Origin of the sequence: Streptomyces sp. NPDC007095 (genome assembly GCF_040634475.1) — a bacterium.
Lineage (GTDB): Bacteria > Actinomycetota > Actinomycetes > Streptomycetales > Streptomycetaceae > Streptomyces.
Genome location: NZ_JBEYFS010000075.1, coordinates 1 through 18,342, shown reverse-complemented (window position 1 = coordinate 18,342; position 18,342 = coordinate 1). Strand labels below are relative to the sequence as shown.

Sequence of the window (18,342 nt, the reverse complement as noted above, 5' to 3'; positions counted from 1 at the left end):
GCCTGACTTTTCAGAGGCGTTGATGGTGGCAGAGCGAAGCATTGAGGCGAGTGAATTACGCCAGATCGGCAGTACTGGCCGGTAAGTGACGAAGTGCCAGGTGGGTCACCCCGGGGGACCGTCCCCCGTGACGCCCCCGACCACCAGTGACGGCGGCCGAACCGTCCGCCCCGACTCCCGCCCCGCCGACGACCTTGAGGTCAGGACCGGCGCTCGAACGGCCGGCCCCGTCGATGAGGGGCCCGGCCAGGGCGGCGGACTTGGCGAAAAATCAGGTTTCCGCCGCCGGAGGGGTGCTGACGAGGTGGTGACGGGGTGAGGGCACGGTGTCTGCTTCTTCGCGCGTCACACCGGCTCTTCACGCGTCACACCGGTCGGCCGGATGCTCAGCCGACGGCCTGGCAACTGGCCTTGTTGAGGGTGAAGTTGCGCGCGGGCGAGTTGGAGCCGGTCCAGGAACCGAGGAAGCCGAAGGTGAAGGTGCCGTTCGCGGCGACGGTCCTGTTGTAGTCGGCGGCGGTGGCCGTGACGTGGGAGTCGTTCTGGATGAAGGTGCCGTCCCACATCTGGCCCACGCGCTGGCCGTCCTTGAAGGTCCAGCCGAGGCTCCAGGTGGCGAGGGCCTTGGTGGAGGTGACAGTGACGGCGGCCTGGAAGCCGTCCGGCCACTCGCTGACGATCTCGTACTTCACCCGGCAGTCGGGCGAGGCGCTCTTCGTGGAGCCCTTCGCCCCGCCCTGCCTCCCGGCGGGCGACGAGGACTCGCCCTGGGCCTCCGGATCGGAGTTGCCCGCCGGACGCGAGGTCGAGTCCGCCACCGCGGGCGAGCCCGCCGACCTCGACCCCGACCCCGCCCCTGACCCCGATTCCGACCCCGAGGGGAAGGAGGGGCCCGGGTCCGCCACGGGCTGCCCGTCCGTCGACTCGCCCTGCGCGGCGCTCACGCCGCCGCCCTTCGAGCCGCCGAAGGGCATCAGCGAGACCGTAAGGGCCAGTGCGGACACGAGGACGGCCGTGACCAGGATCCCGGTGCGGCCGATCCGGGGCCGGACCGGCTTGCCCTCGTTCAGCCCCGTGTCCACCGCCGCGTCCGTGCGTCCGCCGATCATGCCGGCCTCGGCGGCCCGGCGCCGTCGTTCGAGATACGCGAGGCCGCCCCAGCCGATCACACCGCTGGAGAGCGCCGCGGGCAGCCCGCCTCCGTGCAGCCGCAGACAGGCGGCGGCCTCCGCGCACTCGACGCAGCGCGCCAGGTGCCGGGAGAGGTCCTCGGGTGTCTCGGCGGTGGGCGAGCGGGTGACCGCGTCGAGGAGCCGCGCGTAGCTGCGGCAGTAGGCGTCCATCGGCGTGTCGATGTGGTTGCGGTGGCAGCGGTCCCGGAACAGCGCCCGCACCTGGGCGAGTTCGGAGGACGCGGCCGCCGGGTCGAGACCGAGCCGCCGGGCCACCGCGGACAGCGGCAGCGACTCGACCTCGGCCAGCCACAGCAGAACGGCGTCCGGCTCCTGCATGTCCCTGAGGCCACGCAGCGCGAGCGGGCGGTGCAGCGGCGGTCCGATGTAGCGGGCGGCCTTGTCGGAGTGGAGCCACAGGCGCAGGTCGGGGTCGAGCCGGTGGCCGAGTCCGTTCGTCTCCCAGGCGCCGGCCACGGTGCGGACCGAGGCCAGCAGCAGCGGAATGCGGGGCAGCCTGAGCGCCCTGCGTCCGGTACCGGTACTCTTCGATGCCGCGGTGGCGGCGCGCAGTTCGTCGATGCCGTGCGTGAAAGCCTCGGTCGCCAGCAGCGTGGCCGCGGCCGAACCGGACGTGCACAGATCGGCGTAGGACAGGACCGCGTCCCAGCACTCCGAGAGCAGCGCGGCCTCGGCGGCGTTCTGGGGGGTCGGCAGGTCGGGCATGGGGGGCTCCTGCATCAACTGCTTCCAGGTGCAACGTCTAGAAACATCTGAACAACGTGATCGTCAACTCACGCTCTGTACAAGGGAGTTGAGGCCGCCTCAACGACGGGGCCCGAGCCTTTCACGCTTTCCACACAACTGACAAGCGAGGTATTCAATTAGCGTGGCAAGCGGTTGCGGCGCCGTTCGCCGTTCGTCCGAGCGGCGTGGCAAGCGGTTGCGGCGCCGTTCGCCGTTCGTCCGAGCGCGCGCAGCCTCCCTCCCGCCGTATGGAAGGTGATACGGAAGGGAGGCCGATACGTCTCGATCGCCCTCGACTTTTAAGAGGTTCTACGGAACCTTCGGTCCGGCCGCTTCCGCCACCGCGGGTTCCCGCGCCGGGAGGCTGTCCATGAAGGAGCTCACCGAGAAGACCGCGTGGCCGGGTCCGGGCGGGCCGTATCCGGGCGGGGAGGACAGCCCGAAGTCCTCCATGGTCGAACGGTAGGCCTCCAGCAGCCGGATGTGGTACTCCAGCGGCGCGCCCTGGGGGTTGGCCTTGCCGAGCGGGGTCGTGGGCTCCGGGCACCAGGTGGTGAAGCGGGGCGTGATGCCGTGCGACATGAAGAAGCGCAGCCCCTCGGTGGTGGAGGCGATGGCCTCGTCGACGGTCGTGAAGCCGAACGGCTCCGCCATCTCCACGCCCGCCACGAAGTTGGGGATCACGTTGCGCGCGCCGAAGACCTCCGCGGAGTCGAGGATGCGCTTGTGCCACTCGTCACGGCCGACGTAACGCTCCTTGCCCGGGCAGTACAGCTCGAAGAGCCGCCGGTCCCACACCTCGTAGTTGGGGTGGTAGATCTGCACCCCGTAGTCCTTGAACCGCTGTACGTCGTCGCGCGGCAGCGCCTGCGCGACGACCTTGCCGATCCAGCGCCCCGGGAAGCGCTCCTCGATGGCCTTGGCGTAGTGCCCGTAGAAGTCGGCCTCGTCGCGCCCCTGCAGCTTCGAGGTGATCGCACCGCCGGTGAGGGTGTACGCGGTGGAGACCTTCGCCGTGTCGTACCGGTCGATGATCTCCAGGGCTTCGAGGACCTCCTCGACGTCCTTCACCCCGGTGTACGGGCGCCCCGCCGCCTTGTGCTGGCGCCAGTTGTGGTTGATGTCGCAGTACTGGCACTCCTCCTTGGCACCGAAGTACTGGCAGACCCGGAAGACGGTGAGGTAGATCAGATAGCCCCACTGGATAGTGGGAGCGACCTCCATCACGGACTTCCCGTTGGAGAGCGTGTGCCGGTAGTACTCGGGCATCGGCGGCACGCCGACGTCGGCGATGCGCTTCCCGTCGAGGTAGAGCCCGAGCATCCCCTCCTCGTCGGCGGCGACGCGATAGGGCGAGGCGGGGTTGACCCGCACGGAGACGACCGTCCGCCGCAGGTCGTACGGCCCGCCGGTGAGGATGATCTCCTCGGGCGGGCGGCGCAGCGCGGCCTCGCCGAGCTCGGGCAGGGTGCCGTGGTCGAAGGAGAAGATGAAGTACGACTTCGGCTTGACGTCACCATCCTCGTTGTCGGAGAGCGCCGACTCGTCGAAGGCCACACCTCCGCGGAGCAGGTCCTCCTTGAAGACGGCCTCCCGCGGTACGTGCGGGAACCGCTCCATCAGATCCTCGACCAACGCGGTGCGGCTGCCGACCATCCCGTTCTCCTCGCTCCCGACCCGTTCCCGACTCGTTCAAGTCTCCGTGCTCGACTCCTCACGGTATGCCCCTGCCTGCGCGTCAGTCGTGCCGGGTCCCCTCGCGGCGCGCGACGCACCCGGGAGGAGCCACGTCCGGCGGCAGCGCGGGGGCCGGGGCGCAGCCCCGGACGAGGTCCCACGGGCGCAGCCCCGAGCGGGGGGCGGGGGGCGGGGGCGCAGCCCCCGGGGGATGGGACGGGTAGGGGCGGCGGGGGCGCGGAAAACCCGGCGTGCGCGTCACGCCCCGTTCCAACACCCCCACATCCACGTCACGCCCCCCGTTGCAACACCCCTCCACATCCACATCACGCCCCCGTCCCATCACCCCCAAATGCACATCAAGCCCCCCGTCCCAACACCCCCACATCCACCCCGAACTCCACCCCCTCCCCCGCAGCGACCCGCTCCGCCTCCGAGAGGACCGTGAGGCCCAGGCGGGTGAGTTCGTTGCCCTGGGAGCCGGCGAGGTGGGGGGTGATGAAGGCGTTGGGGAGGTCGTAGAGAGGGGAATCGGGCGGCAGCGGCTCGGGATCCGTGACGTCGAGGATCGCGCTCAGCCGCTCGGCCCGCAGTTCCTCGGTCAGCGCGTCATGGTCGACGAGCGAACCCCGCGCGGTGTTGATGAGGACCGACCCGGCCGGCATCAGGCCGAGTTCGCGGCGGCCGAGCAGGTGCCGGGTCTCGGGGGTCTGAGGGGCGTGGACGGTGACGATGTCGCTGGTGGCGAGCAGGTCGTCGAGCGGGAGGAGCGGAACCCCGAGCTCGGCCGCCCCGGCCTCGTCGACGTACGGGTCGGTGAGACTCACCCTCAGATCGAAGGGGCGCAGCAGTTCGATCACGCGGCGGCCGATGCGGGACGCTCCGATGACGCCCACGCGGCGGCCGTAGTTGCCGATGCCGGGAACGAGGGCCCAGCCGGGCAGCGAGCGCCGCGCGCGCAGGCGGTCGCGGTGGCCGAAGAGGTCCTTGCCGGCGAGAAGGATCATGGCGAGGGTGTACTCGGCCACGGGCAGCGCGTTGGCATCGGCGGCCGAGGACACCAGGAGGCCGCGGTCCCAGACCGCCGGTGTGGTGAAGCCCTTCACCGAGCCCGCGGAGTGCAGCACGGCACGCAGTTTCGGCGCCGCGTCCAGCGTGGCCGCATCCAGCCGCGGGCAGCCCCAGCCGGTGATCAGGATCTCCGTCCCGCCGAGCGCCTCACGGACACGCGGTTCCGAGAAGTCCTCTGCCACCAGCGCGGGATCGATGTCCACGACCTCGCGCAGTCGGGCCATGACCTCGGGCGGAAAGACCTGCGGCACGTTCTCGGCGGACATGGCGAACATCGCCACGGGACGCTCGGGCAAGGAGTCAACCCTCCGGCTAGGTGACTACGGACGCGGCAACAGCAAGCGCTCTCTACCGTAACCGTCGGGTGTCACCACGCGACAGAGGCCGTGGGTGGGACCGCCACGATGGGCGTGGCCAGGGCCGGGACACCAGACCGAAGGACGCCCGAGGTAGTTTCCAGCAGTGGCCACCGCACGGCCACGCACGGCGACTTCCCGGGGAGGGACGACAGGGATGACAGAGACCCTGACCAACTGGGCCGGCAACATCACGTACACCGCCGAGGAACTGCACCGCCCGCACACGCACGACGCCCTCGCGGCGCTCGTCGCGCAGAGCGCACGCCTCCGCGTCCTCGGCAGCGGGCACTCGTTCAACAAGATCGCCGAGCCCGGCGACGACGGCGTACTGGTCTCGCTCACCGCGCTGCCCCCGACCGTGGACGTCGACTCGACCGCCCGTACGGTACGGGTCGCGGGCGGCGTCCGGTACGCCGAACTCGCCCGCCAGGTGCACGAGCACGGGTTCGCCCTGCACAACATGGCCTCCCTCCCGCACATCTCCGTGGCGGGCTCGGTGGCGACCGGCACCCACGGCTCAGGCGTCACGAACGGCTCCCTCGCCTCCGCCGTGCGCGAGGTCGAGATCGTCACGGCGGACGGCTCGACCGTCACGATCGGCCGCGACGACACCCGCTTCGACGGCGCCGTGACCTCCCTCGGCGCACTCGGTGTCGTCACCGCCCTCACCCTCGACCTGGAGCCGGACTTCGAGGTGAGCCAGCACGTCTTCACCGAACTCCCCCTCGCGGGACTTGACTTCGAGACGGTGGCGGCGACGGCGTACAGCGTGAGTCTCTTCACCGACTGGGGGCGCCCGGGCTTCCGGCAGGTGTGGCTCAAGCGCCGCACCGACCAGCCGCTGCCCGACTTCCCCTGGGCCGCGCCCGCCACCGAGGCGATGCACCCCGTGCCGGGCATGCCCGCGGAGAACTGCACCCAGCAGTTCGGAGTACCCGGACCGTGGCACGAGCGGCTGCCGCACTTCCGGGCGGAGTTCACCCCGAGCAGCGGGGCCGAGCTGCAGTCCGAGTACCTGCTGCCACGCCCGCACGCGCTCGCGGCGCTGGGCGCCCTCGACGCGATCCGCGAGCACATCGCGCCGCTGCTCCAGATCTGCGAGGTGCGCACCGTGGCCGCCGACCGGCAGTGGCTGAGCCCCGCCTACGGCCGGGACACCGTGGCCCTGCACTTCACCTGGGTCGAGGACACGGCGGCCGTCCTGCCGGTGGTGCGTCGGGTCGAGGAGGCGTTGGAGCCGTTCGACCCCCGGCCGCACTGGGGCAAGGTGTTCACCACGCCCGGGGAGGTGCTGCGCGGGCGCTGTCCGCGACTGGACGACTTCCGGGCCCTGGCCGAAACCATGGACCCGGCGGGCAAGTTCACCAACCCCTTCGTCCGGGACTTTGTTCACCCCCTTTCCTAACCCCTTGTCGAACCTCCTCGCCAGGCCATAGCCTTGCGGCGCGCCGGGACGGCCTAGGGCCTGTCCGGCGGATCAGGTCGCAGGAAACGGGCGGTGCCTCATCGACGCCGGCGAGCGGGGATCGGTGCGTGCAGCTGCAAGGCGGAGGAGGGCGTCGACGCGATGGGGGTCCCCCCTGCTCGAGCGAAGCCGAGAGCTCGGGGGAGTCGGCAACCGACGACAACGCCGCAGATGTGCGCCAATCCCCACGTCTGCGGCATGCTCCGCCGGACAGGCCCTGGGTCCTGTCGTCAAATTCCCGTCGTCCGCCCGGAGGTCGGGACCTGCGGCGTCAGGTGCGTGCTCTCGGCGTGCCGGGCACAGGCCCTCGTACTGGACGTACTCGGGTCTGTGCCTGGTGCGGTGAGAGTGCGTGCATGGCGTCGCAGGGCAGACGGGAATTTGACGACAGGGCCTAGCCCCGCTGTGCGGTACGGAGGACCGAGGTGGCCAAGCAGGCGAAGCGGACGTCGCGCGACATCCGCACCGCGAACCGCTATGAGGTGCTGCGTCAGATCATCGCCGCGTCCCCCACCTCACGACAGGAGTTGGCGGCGGCCACCGGGCTGAGCCTGGCCACGGTCGCCACGCTCGTCGGTGAACTGCTCGACCTCGGGATGCTGACCGAGGTCGGGTTCGAGGACTCCGCGGGGGGCCGCCCCCGCGGACTCGTGGCCGTCAACGCGTCGGGGGGCGCATTGATCGGCGTCGACATCGCGGAGACGTACGTCCGCGTGGAGCTGTTCGACCTCGCGCTGAACGTGCTCGCCCGCGCCGCCGAGGACATGCGCCCCGGCGAGAGCCGCCCGGAGCAGGTCGTCGGGCATGTCGCCGCGGCCGTCGGCTCGGTGGTCACGCAGGCCGGGATCGAGGGCGCGCGCGTCCTGGGCGTCGGGGTCAGCGTGCCGGGCCAGGTGGACCGCGACACCGGCATCTCCGAGTACGCGCCGAACTGGGACTGGCACGACGTGCCGCTGCTCGACCTGCTGGCCGAGTACATCGCCTACCCCCTCTACCTCGACAACCCGCTGCGCGCCTGCGCGGTCGCCGAGCTGTGGTTCGGCGCGGCCCGCGGTCGCGGGGACGCCGTCGTCGTCAACCTGGGCACTGGGGTCGGCGCCGGGCTCGCGCTCGGCGGCGGGCTGCACCGCGGGGTGAGCAACAGCGCGGGCGAATGGGGCCATACGACGCTGGTCCTTGACGGGCGGCCGTGCCACTGCGGCAATCACGGCTGTGTGGAGACGTACGTCGGGGCGCCCGGAATCATGCGTAACCTGCGGGAGTCGAGCCCAGGCAGCCCGCTGCTGCATCCGGACGACCAGACCGCCACCATCGACGCCCTGTCCCACGGGGTCGCCGCCGGCGACCCGGCGGCGCTCCAAGTCGTCCGGGACACCGCCCGCTATCTCGGCGCGAGCATCGCGGACCTGATCAACCTCCTCAACCCCGAAGTCGTCGTGCTCAGCAGCTGGGTGGCCGCCACGCTCGGCGAGCCGCTGCTGCGCGAGGTGCGCGAGGCCGTCGCCCGGCACGCGCTGCGCCGGCCGCTGGCCGCCACCGAGATCGTCCTCTCCCCCATCCCCACCGACCCGGTCTGCCTGGGCGCCGCGACCTTCGCCCTGGAGGGCGCCCTGAACTCGGTGGGCCACAAGCCCGCCGGCGGCAGGAGCGTCCCGCGCCGCACCGCCCTCTAGGGGGCCGTGGGCCGCCGGGCCGTGGGCCGCCAACTCGCCCTGCCCACACCTCTGTTCGGTCCGCCGAACCGCAGACAACGCTTCGAACAGACTTCGTCCAACCCCTTGCCGAAGCCTTAACGGAAGGTTAGCGTCCCGCACCGCACGGCGATTTCGAGCCGCAGCCGTACAAGAGACAAGGACGTCACCATGTCGGCAATGAGCAGCAACTGGGACCGTCGATCCGTCCTGCGGGCCGCCGCGGGGCTGGCCGCGCTGGGGCCGCTGGCCGCGTGTGGAAGCAACAACGGGCGGTCCGGGGGCGGGAGTTCGGGCAAGTCCATCAAGCAGTACTTCCACGCGTACGGGGAGGCCGGCGTCGAGGACGCCCTCAAGCGGTATGCGAAGGGCTACGACAAGGCCGCGGTGAACACGCAGTGGATCACCAGCGCGGACTACGAGAGCAAGCTCTTCTCCGCGCTGCTCACCGACAACGCCCCCGACGTGTTCGAGTTCCACCCGCAGATCCAGCTCATCAAGAGCGGTCAGGTGGCGGACCTGAGCGACATCATCGATCCGGTCAAGTCCGACTTCAACCCGGCCGACATCGCCTCGCACACGGTGGACGGGAAGATATACGGCGTCCGGATGATCGACGACCCGCAGTTCTTCTTCTACCGCAAGTCCGTGCTGGAGAAGGCGAAGATCCAGCCGCCGACCACGCTGGACGAGCTGATCGAGGCCGCGGCGAAGCTCACCACCGGCAAGGTCAAGGGCCTGTTCATCGGCAACGACCTGCACGCCGTCATCAACCCGCTGATCTGGTCGTCCGGCGCCGACACCCTCGACGCGAAGAACCAGATCGCGTACCACACGGAGGGCGTCAAGGAGGGCATCAAGAAGATGCGCCGGCTGTTCACCAGCGGCCACCTTCTCCTCGACGCCCCGACCGACTACTGGGACCCCTCCGCCATCGTGCAGGGTCTGACCCCCATCCAGTTCTGCGGTATGTGGGCCATGCCGGTCATGCAGAAGGCGCTCGGCGACGACCTCGGGATCTTCCCCTTCCCGAAGGTCACCGACTCCGGCAAGCAGTCGGTCGTCAACGGCGGCTGGTCGATGTTCGTCAACGCCAAGGGCAAGAACGTCGACCTGGCCAAGGAGTACGTGAAGTGGCTGTGGATCGACCAGAAGAAGTACCAGGAGGACTTCGCGCTGTCGTACGGCTTCCACATCCCGCCACGCGCCTCGATCGCCGCGTCCGCCACCAAGCTCAAGACGGGCCTGCCCGCTGAGGGCGTCAAGCTCTTCAACGACTTCGGGCACTTCGACAACATCGGCTGGACCCAGGCCATGATCACCGCGCTGGAGGACGTCTTCGCCAACTGCGTCCGCAAGAACGGTGACCCGGAGGCCGAGCTCTCCAAGGCCGACACCACCGTCAACCGCGAGCTCAAGAAGCTCTTCGGATAGGCCGGGACGGAGACAGGCGGACGGGTAGCGACATGTCGACCACCACCACGCGCGGTGTCGCGCGCCCCGCCTCGGCCAAGGCCTCACCGGCCAGGCCGCGGCGGGGGCTGCGGGGCAGCAGCACCTTCAACTTCTGGCTCTTCACGAGCCCTTTCCTCATCGGCCTGACCGTCTTCGTCTATGTGCCGATCGGCTGGAGCCTCTGGCTGAGCTTCTTCGAGGCGCGCTTCACGGTGACGCCGAGCAAGTTCGTCGGCTTCGACAACTACTGGCAGATGCTGCAGGACAGCAAATTCACCGGTTCGCTCGTCACCTTCACCGTGTTCGCCGTCTTCATTGTGCCCGCCACCTGGGCACTGTCGCTGGGTCTCGCCCTGCTGGTGAACCGGCTGCGCTTCATGAAGGCGTTCTTCCGCTCCGTCTTCTTCCTGCCGACCGCGTGCAGTTATGTCGCCGCCGCGCTGATCTGGAAGATGTCGATGTTCAGCGGTGTCCGCTTCGGCCTGATGAACACGATCCTCGGCTGGTTCGGCGTCGAGAACATCGCCTGGCTCGCCAACCCCGATCCGCCCTGGTACTGGCTGGTCATCGTGACGCTGCGGCTGTGGCTGCAGGCCGGTTTCTACATGATCCTGTTCCTCGCGGCGCTGCAGAACATCCCGCCCGAGCTGTACGAGGCCGCCGCCATCGACGGCGCCAAGCCCGGCTGGCAGACCTTCCGCCACATCACCCTGCCGCAGCTGCGGGCCACCTCGACCGCGGTGATCCTGCTGCTGGTCATCGCCGCCTACCAGGCCTTCGACGAGTTCTTCAACCTGCTGGCGAAGACGACCTGGGGCCGGCCGCCGCTCGTCGAGCTGTACTACACCGCGCTGGGCGAGAGCCAGGACTACGGCGAGGGCAGCGCGGGCGCGGTGATCCTCACCCTGCTGATCCTCATCGTGACACTGGCGCAGGGCAAGTTCCTGGGCTTCGGAAGGGGTGACGACAAGTGACCGCCGCCATGCCTCCAGTCACTCCCGTCGACAAGCCACGCCGTGTCAAGCGCGGCAGCGTCATCGGCAACACCGGCCTGTACGTCTCCATCGGCGTCGCCGCCCTGCTCTTCCTGGTCCCCTTCTATCTGATCGCCCGCAACGCGCTGTCGACGGATCCCGAAATCACCGGCGAGAACTGGAAGTTCTTCCCCACGAACCCCCAGTGGAGCAACTTCACCGAGCTGTTCCACGACACGACGGTCGATTTCGGCCGTTCGCTGTTCAACTCGGCGGTCGTCGCCGTACTGATCACCGTGGGCACCCTGCTGGTCTGCTCGCTCGCCGGCTACGGCCTGGCCCGTATCCCGTACAAGCACGCCAACAAGATCTTCTACATGGTCCTGGGGACCCTGATGGTGCCGCCCGCCGTCACCTTCGTGCCGAGCTTCGTGCTGGTCTCCTCACTGGGCTGGGTGGACAGTTACCGGGGTCTCGTCATTCCGGTGCTCTTCAGTGGTTTCGCCTGCTTCCTCTTCCGGCAGTACTTCCTGGGGTTCCCCAAGGAGCTGGAGGAGGCGGCGCGCGTGGACGGGCTCGGCTACTGGGGCGCGTACTGGCGCATCGTCGTACCGAACTCCCTGAACTTCTTCGCCGCGATCGCGACCATCACCTTCATCAGCGGCTGGAACGCCTTCCTGTGGCCGCTGGTCATCGGCCAGGACCCGAGCGCCTGGACCGTGCAGATCGCGCTCTCCTCGTACATGACCAACCAGACCGTCAACTACCACCTGATCTTCATGGCCACCGCCATTTCCATCCTGCCCCTGGTGTTCGTGTTCCTCTTCCTCCAGCGCTGGCTGGTGCAGGGGGTCGCGCAGACCGGCATCAAGGGCTGATCGACAAGCTCGACGGGTACCAAGGGACGATCTAGGAGACCGATGTCTTTCCGCACGACTTCCGCCATTGACTACGTCGAGGACGTCTCGCCGGGCAGCGGGGCGCTCCCGCCGCGCGCCCGGTACGCGTCCTCGGACGCGCGGTCCTTGTCACTGAACGGCAGTTGGCGCTTTCGTCTGTCCCCCACCGCCGACGCCGAGGACGACTCGTTCGCGGCGGAGGGGTTCGACGCCGGGGACTGGGCCGGGGTGTCCGTCCCCGGCCACTGGGTCCTCCAGGGGCACGGCTCACCGATCTACACCAACCACCTCTACCCGTTCCCGGTCGACCCGCCGCGCGTGCCGACCGGGAACCCGACCGGCGATCATCTGCACACCTTCGACCTGCCGTCCGACTGGCCCTCGGACGGCGGGGCGGTGCTGCGCTTCGACGGGGTCGAGTCCTGTGCCCGGGTCTGGCTGAACGGCACGGACATCGGGGAGTTCAAGGGGTCGCGGCTGCCGCACGAGTTCGCGGTCGGCCATCTGCTGAAACCGGGCGGCAATGTGCTGGCGGTCCGTGTCCACCAGTGGTCGGCGGGCTCGTACCTGGAAGACCAGGACCAGTGGTGGCTGCCGGGCATCTTCCGGGACGTCACGCTCCTGCACCGCCCGGCGGGCGGCGTCCTCGACTTCTTCGTGCACGCCTCCTACGACCACGTCGAAGGCCTGGGGACCCTGCGCGTCGACTCCGACGTCGACGGCCGGGTCACCGTGCCCGCCCTCGACATCGATGTCGCGACCGGCGAGTCGGTCACCGTCCCGGTGCGGCCGTGGACGGCCGAGACACCCCGGCTGTACGACGGTGTGCTCGCGACCGAGGGCGAGCGCGTCCCGCTGCGCGTGGGCTTCCGCACGGTCGCCCTGGAGGACGGCCTGATCAAGGTCAACGGCACGGCTCTCCTCTTCAAGGGCGTCAACCGGCACGAATGGCACCCGGAACGGGGCCGCGCCCTCGACCTGGAGACCATGCGCGAGGACGTGCTGCTGATGAAGCGGCACAACATCAACGCGGTGCGCACCTCGCACTATCCGCCGCACCCCGCCTTCCTCGACCTGTGCGACGAGTACGGCCTGTGGGTCGTCGACGAGTGCGACCTCGAGACGCACGGCTTCACCGAGCAGGCCTGGCGCGACAACCCGGTCGACGACGAGCGCTGGACCCCGGCCCTGCTCGACCGCGCGGCCCGCATGGTCGAGCGCGACAAGAACCACCCCTCCGTCGTCATCTGGTCCCTCGGCAACGAAGCCGGCACCGGGCGGGGACTGACCGCGATGGCCGAGTGGATCCGCGGCCGGGACGGCTCACGGCTCATCCACTACGAGGGTGACATCGACTGCCGTGACACGGACGTCTACTCGCGGATGTACGCCGACCACGCCGAGGTCGAGAGGATAGGCCGCGGGTTGGACGGCGGCACCCACAAGCGCCGCGAACTCCCCTTCATCCTCTGTGAGTACGGGCACGCCATGGGCAACGGGCCCGGCGGGATCGCCGACTACCAGCACCTGTTCGAGTCGTACGACCGCATCCAGGGCGGCTTCATCTGGGAGTGGATCGACCACGGCATCAAGGACGAGCGGTTCGGGTTCGCGTACGGCGGCGACTTCGGCGAGGAGCTGCACGACGGGAACTTCGTCTGCGACGGGCTGCTCTTCCCCGACCGGACCCCGTCCCCCGGCCTGGTCGAGTACAAGAAGGTGATCGAGCCCGTCCGGATCGTCGGATGGGGCTCCCCCCTGCTCGAGCGGAGCCGAGAGCTTGGGGGAGTGGCGGACGGGACCGTGCGGGTCACCAACGCGTACGACTTCGCCGATCTCTCCGCGCTGGCCTTCGAGTGGTCCTACCAGGTCGACGGGGAGACGGTCGAGGCCGGCGTCCTGTCGGTGCCGGAACTCGCCCCGGGCGCGTCGGCCGACGTGAAACTGCCGGACCCGCCGGCCGGCTCACGGGGCAGGGAGACCCAGTGGACGGTACGGGCGACGCTCGCGGCCGACACCGCGTGGGGGCCGAAGGACCACCTGGTGGCCTGGGCACAGTTCCCGCTCTCGGCGCGGCCCTTGACCGCCGTGGCGCAGAGCGACGGTCCGGTCCTCGGCGAGGGGCAGATCACCCTGGGCCCGGCGGCCTTCGACGCCCGTACGGGTGCGCTGCGGTCGATCGGCGGGGTCGATGTCAGGGGGCTGCGCCTGGACGTGTGGCGTGCGCCGACCGACAACGACAACGGGGCGGCCTGGCAGCCGGATCTGCGCTACGGCCCGCTCTGGCGCGAGCTGGGCCTGCACCGGATGCAGCACCGGCTGGAGTCGGTGGAGTTGGGCGACGACGCCCTGACCGTACGGACCCGGGTGGCGCCCGCCGCCCGCGAGGTGGCCCTGCGCACGGTCTACCGGTGGACGTCCGACGGGACGCGGCTGCGGCTGACCGTCTCCGTGGCGCCCGAGGGCGACTGGACGCTGCCGCTGCCCCGGCTCGGGATCAGGCTGGGGCTCGCCGGCTCGGTCGACGGGGCGAGGTGGTTCGGCGGCGGCCCCGGCGAGGCCTACCCGGACACCAAGTCGGCCTCCATGGTGGGGCGTTGGGAGTCGACCATCGACGGACTCCAGACGCCGTACGTCCGTCCGCAGGAGAACGGCGCCCGGGCCGACGTCCGCTGGGTGGAGATCGGCGGGCTGCGGGTCGAGGGCGAGCCGGAGTTCTGGTTCACCGCGCGCCGCTGGACGTCGGAGCAGCTCGACGCGGCCGGGCATCCGACCGATCTGAGGACCGGGGACACGGTCTGGGTCAATCTCGACCACGGGCAGCAGGGCATCGGCTCGCAGTCGTGCGGTCCGGGCGCGCTTCCGCAGTACCAACTGCGGCCCGCTCCCGCCGAATTCACGTTCCTCTTCTCGGAGATCCATGGCTGACACGCTCACGAGGACCGCGGCCGGTCGGCACGGGGGTCTGGGGGTGTCCCCCGGAAAGAGGTGCAGCCGACCGGCCGCGGTCGCGTCGTGTATCGGATTCGTCCTCATCGGCATGCTGCAAGCGCTCTACGGCCCGGCGGTCCCGGGCCTGCGCGCGGAGTACGGCCTCTCCCCCTCGGCGGCGGGCCTCGGTCTGAGCCTGCACTTCACCGGTGGTGTCGCGGGCGTCATCGCCTTCAACGCGATCCACTCCCGGATCTCCAACAGGGTGCTCCTGTCGGCAAGTTACACGCTGATGGCGGCGGGTGGCGCGGGCTTCGCGCTCGCTCCGAACTGGCCGCTCGCGCTCACCGCCGCCTTCCTCGGCGGCCTCGGCTTCGGCGGTATCGACTACGGACTCAACCAGCTGTTCGCGGTCGGATTCGGCGACCGGTCGACGGCCATGCTGAACGTCCTCAACGCGCACTTCGGCATCGGCGCGGTCCTCGGCCCGGCGCTGGTCGCGTGGCTGGGCCCCGGCGACTACCCGTACGCCTTCGGGTTGTGCGCGGTGCTCGCCGGGGCGCTGGTCCTGTGCACGGGAGGGGTACGCGGCGAGTCACCGCCCGTCTCCCCGGCCGAGCGGCCCGCCGCTTCCGGTGGCCTGCTCTCCCGCGTCCTGGTGGGCTTCCTGCTCCTCTACATCCTGAACGTCGGCGTCGAAGCGGGCGTCGGCGGCTGGGAACCCACCCACCTGGAGACCGTCGGCTACAGCGCGACGGTCGCCGCCTCCGCCACCTCCCTCTACTGGCTGATGATGACCGCGGGCCGCTTCCTCGTCGTCCCCCTCACCCTGCGGTACGCACCCGAGCGCATCCTCGCCGTCTGCGCGGCCGGGATGACCGCCTGCCTGCTGCTGGCGCTGATACCGGGCGCGGCTCCGGTGGCGTACGCCGGTGTGGGTCTGTTCATCGCGCCTGTCTTCCCGACCGGCCTGCCGTGGCTCAACCGGGCCCTCCCCCGGGCGAAGCGGGCCGGGGCATGGGTGATCGCGGCCTCGATGATCGGTGGGGTGGCGGCTCCCCCGCTGCTCGGCGTGGGCATCGAGGCGTCGGGCATCCACGCCGTCCCCTGGCTGCTGACCACCTTGTCCGCGGCCTCGCTCGTGGCCACCGTGTGGCTGATCGCACTGACCCGGAAGGCGTCCGTATGAGCGGCAGCATCCAGGTCCGGGGGCTCTCCCGGACCTTTCACACCACCGTGCGCCGCCCGGGCTTCGCGGGCGCGCTCAAGTCCCTCGTCAGGCCCGAGCGGGTCGCGAAGGAGGCCGTCTGCGACGTCACCTTCGAGGTGGCGCCCGGCGAACTGCTCGCGCTGCTCGGCCCGAACGGTGCCGGCAAGTCCACCACCATCAAAATGCTCACCGGCATCCTCACCCCGACCTCCGGCGAGGCGCGCGTCGCGGGCGTCGTCCCGTACCGGGAGCGCGAGCGCAACGCGCGCAGCATCGGGGCGGTCTTCGGACAGCGCACGCAGCTGTGGTGGGACCTGCCGGTGCGCGAGTCCTTCGCGATCCTGCGGGACATCTACGGGGTGCCGGAGCGAGAACACCGCGTCCGGCTTGGCGAGTTCGACGAGCTGCTCGCCCTCTCCTCCTTCTGGGACACCCGCGTACGCCATCTCTCCCTCGGCCAGCGGGTGCGCTGCGACCTCGCCGCCGCGCTGCTGCACGACCCGCGCGTGGTGTTCCTCGACGAGCCCACCATCGGGATGGACGTGGTCGTCAAGGAACAGGTGCGCGGCTTCCTCAAGCACCAGGTGGAGGAGCGCGGCCGGACCGTGCTGCTCACCACGCACGACATGACGGAGGTCGAGCGGCTCGCCGAGCGGGTCGTCCTCATCAACCACGGGCGGCTCGTCCTCGACGGCACCCTGGACGAGATCAGGCGCAGGTTCGGCTCGACCTGGCAGGTGCGGGCCACCCTCGCCGATCCGCAGGCGGCGATCGCCCCTCCGCCGGGCATCGCTCTGCTGCGCCGCGAGGGCCCCCAGGTGGTGTTCGGGCCGGACGGGCCGGGCGCCCCGACGGTCCACCAGGCGCTCAAGCAGGTCGTCGAGCGGTACGAGGTGACCGACCTCGCGATCGACGAGGCGGACCTGGAGGACGTGATGCGGGCGGCGTACGTCCAGGCGGAGGCCGCGTGAGCGCGACCGTCCCCGGGGGCTGGCGGGCCGCCCGGGTCACCCCGCTCGGTGAGCTGCACACCCCGCCCCGGATGACCGCCGCGCTGCTGCGCCTCGTCGTGCAGGTGGTGCTGGTGGCCTCGCTGTGGCGCGGCCTGTACGCGACGACCGGCACCACCGCGGGCCTCACCCGCGACCAGGCCGTCACCTATGCCGTGCTCGCGGTACTGGCCACCCGGATCCGGGCGTTGGACCAGTACTCGGGCCGGGACACCGTCCAGCAGCACATGCACTTCGGCACCATCGTGTACTGGTATCTGCGCCCGCTGTCCCCGCAGCGCTACTACGCGCTGCGGGCGCTCGGCGAGCAACTCTACGGATTCCTCTGGGCGTCGACCGGATACGCGGTGTGTCTGGCCGCCGGGGTCGTCCAGCCGCCCGGATCGGCCGCCGTGGCTGCGGTGTTCGGGCTGAGCGTGCTGCTCGGCCAGTGGGTCCTGTACTACGTGATGCTGGTGATCGACCAGCTGTGCTTCTGGACGCTCCGCAACGGCGCCGCGATCCTGATCCTGGTCTTCGCGCAGAACCTGCTGTCCGGGGTGTACGCGCCGCTGTGGTTCTTCCCCGACTGGTTCATCACGCTCAGCCGCTTCCTGCCCTTCCAGGCGACGCTGAGTGTGCCGCTGTCGCTGTACGTGGGCCGGATCCCGGTGTCGCAGGCGGGTCCCCAACTCGCCCTGCAGGCCGCGTGGGTGGTGGCTCTCGCCCTGTTCACCCGGCTGCTGTGGCGCCGGGCCGCCCGGCGCGTGATCTCGCAGGGAGGCTGAGCATGACGGACGGACTGAACGTGACGGACCGGCTGAACAGGACGGACAAGCTCAGCACATCACTGAAATCCCTGCGGATCGTGTGGCGGATCACGCGTCTCAACTTCCGCGCACAGCTGGAGTACCGCTCCGAGTTCCTGCTGATGATCGCGATCGGCGCGATCTGGCAGGTGTCGGTGATCGTGTTCGCGACGGTGCTGCTCACCCGGTTCACCGGGATGGGCGGCTGGGCGAGCCAGGACGTGCTGCTGATCGCGGCGACGCGGATGCTGGCGCACGGTCTGTTCGTGCTCTTCCTGGGCCGGGTGCACGGACTGGCCCGGCACATCCAGGAGGGCGTGATCGACACGTACCTGGTCCGCCCGATGCCGGTCCACCGGCAACTCCAGCTCTCCGTCTTCCCCACGAACGCGATCGGCGACCTGACGGTGGCGACCGGTCTGATGGTGGGCGCGCTGACCCGCAGCCAGCTGGACTGGAACGCGGCCCGGATCTCGTACCTCGTCGTCTGCGTCCTGGGCGGGATGCTCCTGGAGGCGGCCCTGTTCACGGCGGTGGCCTGCGCCTCGCTGCGCTTCCCGGCCGCCGACTACTGGGGGCGCTGGCTGGAGGAACTGCTCGGCACGTTCGGCAGCTATCCGCTCAATGTGCTGCCGCGCGCGGTCGGCGGTTTCCTCACCTTCGGGCTGCCGCTGGCCTTCGTCGCCTACTTCCCGGCCGCCGTGCTGACCGGCCACGGCGGCGACTCGGGGGTGCCGTACTGGCTGGCGGCGGCCTCACCGCTGGTGGGGCTGCTCGCCTATCTGGGCGCGCGGCTCCTGTGGCGCTGGAGCCTCGGCCACTACTCCGGGGTCAACGGCTGACGACCCGGTGCGCCGGCCCTACACCATTACCCCGGGACAACCACCGCCGGG

Annotated in this window: 13 protein-coding genes; 10 read left to right on the top strand and 3 right to left on the bottom strand. The window is 70.2% G+C overall.

Annotation, left to right across the window (positions count from 1 at the left end; genetic code table 11):
- Positions 1–386 precede the first annotated feature (386 nt).
- From ABZ656_RS25215 to ABZ656_RS25205, 3 genes are all read right to left on the bottom strand, one after another.
- Positions 387–1,898 (bottom strand): cellulose-binding domain-containing protein, encoded by a 1,512-nt coding sequence (locus ABZ656_RS25215; protein WP_360270610.1) that lies wholly within the window; start codon positions 1,896–1,898, stop codon positions 387–389.
- Positions 1,899–2,228: 330 nt separating this feature from the next.
- Complete coding sequence (locus ABZ656_RS25210; protein WP_101401629.1) at positions 2,229–3,575, bottom strand: radical SAM protein; 1,347 nt, start codon at positions 3,573–3,575, stop codon at positions 2,229–2,231.
- Between the two features lie 380 nt (positions 3,576–3,955).
- On the bottom strand, positions 3,956–4,963 hold the full coding sequence (locus tag ABZ656_RS25205; RefSeq protein ID WP_360270608.1) for a hydroxyacid dehydrogenase: 1,008 nt from the start codon (positions 4,961–4,963) through the stop codon (positions 3,956–3,958).
- A 217-nt stretch (positions 4,964–5,180) separates the two neighbouring features.
- Here ABZ656_RS25205 and ABZ656_RS25200 point away from each other — a divergent pair, with 217 nt between their 5' ends.
- The 10 genes from ABZ656_RS25200 (at position 5,181) to ABZ656_RS25155 (ending at position 18,291) form a co-directional block, all read left to right on the top strand.
- The gene (locus ABZ656_RS25200; protein ID WP_360270606.1) at positions 5,181–6,431 is read left to right on the top strand and encodes an FAD-binding protein; all 1,251 of its coding nucleotides are present in this window, start codon (positions 5,181–5,183) and stop codon (positions 6,429–6,431) included.
- 485 nt (positions 6,432–6,916) lie between these two features.
- Entirely contained in the window at positions 6,917–8,164 is a 1,248-nt protein-coding gene (locus tag ABZ656_RS25195) for an ROK family transcriptional regulator (protein ID WP_360270604.1), read from the top strand.
- 189 nt (positions 8,165–8,353) lie between these two features.
- Positions 8,354–9,616, top strand: coding sequence for an extracellular solute-binding protein (locus tag ABZ656_RS25190; protein WP_101401625.1), 1,263 nt, complete (start codon positions 8,354–8,356; stop codon positions 9,614–9,616).
- Between the two features lie 32 nt (positions 9,617–9,648).
- Positions 9,649–10,611, top strand: a complete 963-nt coding sequence (locus tag ABZ656_RS25185; protein WP_101401624.1) for a sugar ABC transporter permease — start codon at positions 9,649–9,651, stop codon at positions 10,609–10,611.
- An 8-nt stretch (positions 10,612–10,619) separates the two neighbouring features.
- A complete protein-coding gene (locus tag ABZ656_RS25180; RefSeq protein WP_101403845.1) occupies positions 10,620–11,489 on the top strand; it encodes a carbohydrate ABC transporter permease in 870 nt (289 codons plus the stop codon).
- 42 nt (positions 11,490–11,531) lie between these two features.
- Positions 11,532–14,438, top strand: coding sequence for a glycoside hydrolase family 2 TIM barrel-domain containing protein (locus ABZ656_RS25175; RefSeq protein ID WP_360270601.1), 2,907 nt, complete (start codon positions 11,532–11,534; stop codon positions 14,436–14,438).
- 37 nt (positions 14,439–14,475) lie between these two features.
- Positions 14,476–15,630: an MFS transporter gene (locus ABZ656_RS25170; protein WP_360270634.1), complete on the top strand. Its 1,155-nt coding sequence runs from the start codon at positions 14,476–14,478 to the stop codon at positions 15,628–15,630.
- Complete coding sequence (locus tag ABZ656_RS25165) at positions 15,627–16,622, top strand: ATP-binding cassette domain-containing protein (protein ID WP_360270599.1); 996 nt, start codon at positions 15,627–15,629, stop codon at positions 16,620–16,622. Before ABZ656_RS25170 ends, ABZ656_RS25165 begins: the two co-directional genes overlap by 4 nt.
- Before the next feature lie 71 nt (positions 16,623–16,693).
- On the top strand, positions 16,694–17,428 hold the full coding sequence (locus ABZ656_RS25160; protein ID WP_360270632.1) for an ABC-2 family transporter protein: 735 nt from the start codon (positions 16,694–16,696) through the stop codon (positions 17,426–17,428).
- A 62-nt stretch (positions 17,429–17,490) separates the two neighbouring features.
- Positions 17,491–18,291 (top strand): ABC-2 family transporter protein, encoded by an 801-nt coding sequence (locus ABZ656_RS25155; protein WP_060901066.1) that lies wholly within the window; start codon positions 17,491–17,493, stop codon positions 18,289–18,291.
- Positions 18,292–18,342 lie beyond the last annotated feature (51 nt).

Coding starts and splice junctions, on each gene's coding strand:
- ABZ656_RS25215 (WP_360270610.1), bottom strand. CDS start 1,898: ATGCCCGACCTGCCGACCCCCCAGAACGCCGCCGAGGCCGCGCTGCTC.
- ABZ656_RS25210 (WP_101401629.1), bottom strand. CDS start 3,575: ATGGTCGGCAGCCGCACCGCGTTGGTCGAGGATCTGATGGAGCGGTTC.
- ABZ656_RS25200 (WP_360270606.1), top strand. CDS start 5,181: ATGACAGAGACCCTGACCAACTGGGCCGGCAACATCACGTACACCGCC.
- ABZ656_RS25190 (WP_101401625.1), top strand. CDS start 8,354: ATGTCGGCAATGAGCAGCAACTGGGACCGTCGATCCGTCCTGCGGGCC.
- ABZ656_RS25185 (WP_101401624.1), top strand. CDS start 9,649: ATGTCGACCACCACCACGCGCGGTGTCGCGCGCCCCGCCTCGGCCAAG.
- ABZ656_RS25180 (WP_101403845.1), top strand. CDS start 10,620: ATGCCTCCAGTCACTCCCGTCGACAAGCCACGCCGTGTCAAGCGCGGC.
- ABZ656_RS25175 (WP_360270601.1), top strand. CDS start 11,532: ATGTCTTTCCGCACGACTTCCGCCATTGACTACGTCGAGGACGTCTCG.
- ABZ656_RS25165 (WP_360270599.1), top strand. CDS start 15,627: ATGAGCGGCAGCATCCAGGTCCGGGGGCTCTCCCGGACCTTTCACACC.
- ABZ656_RS25160 (WP_360270632.1), top strand. CDS start 16,694: ATGACCGCCGCGCTGCTGCGCCTCGTCGTGCAGGTGGTGCTGGTGGCC.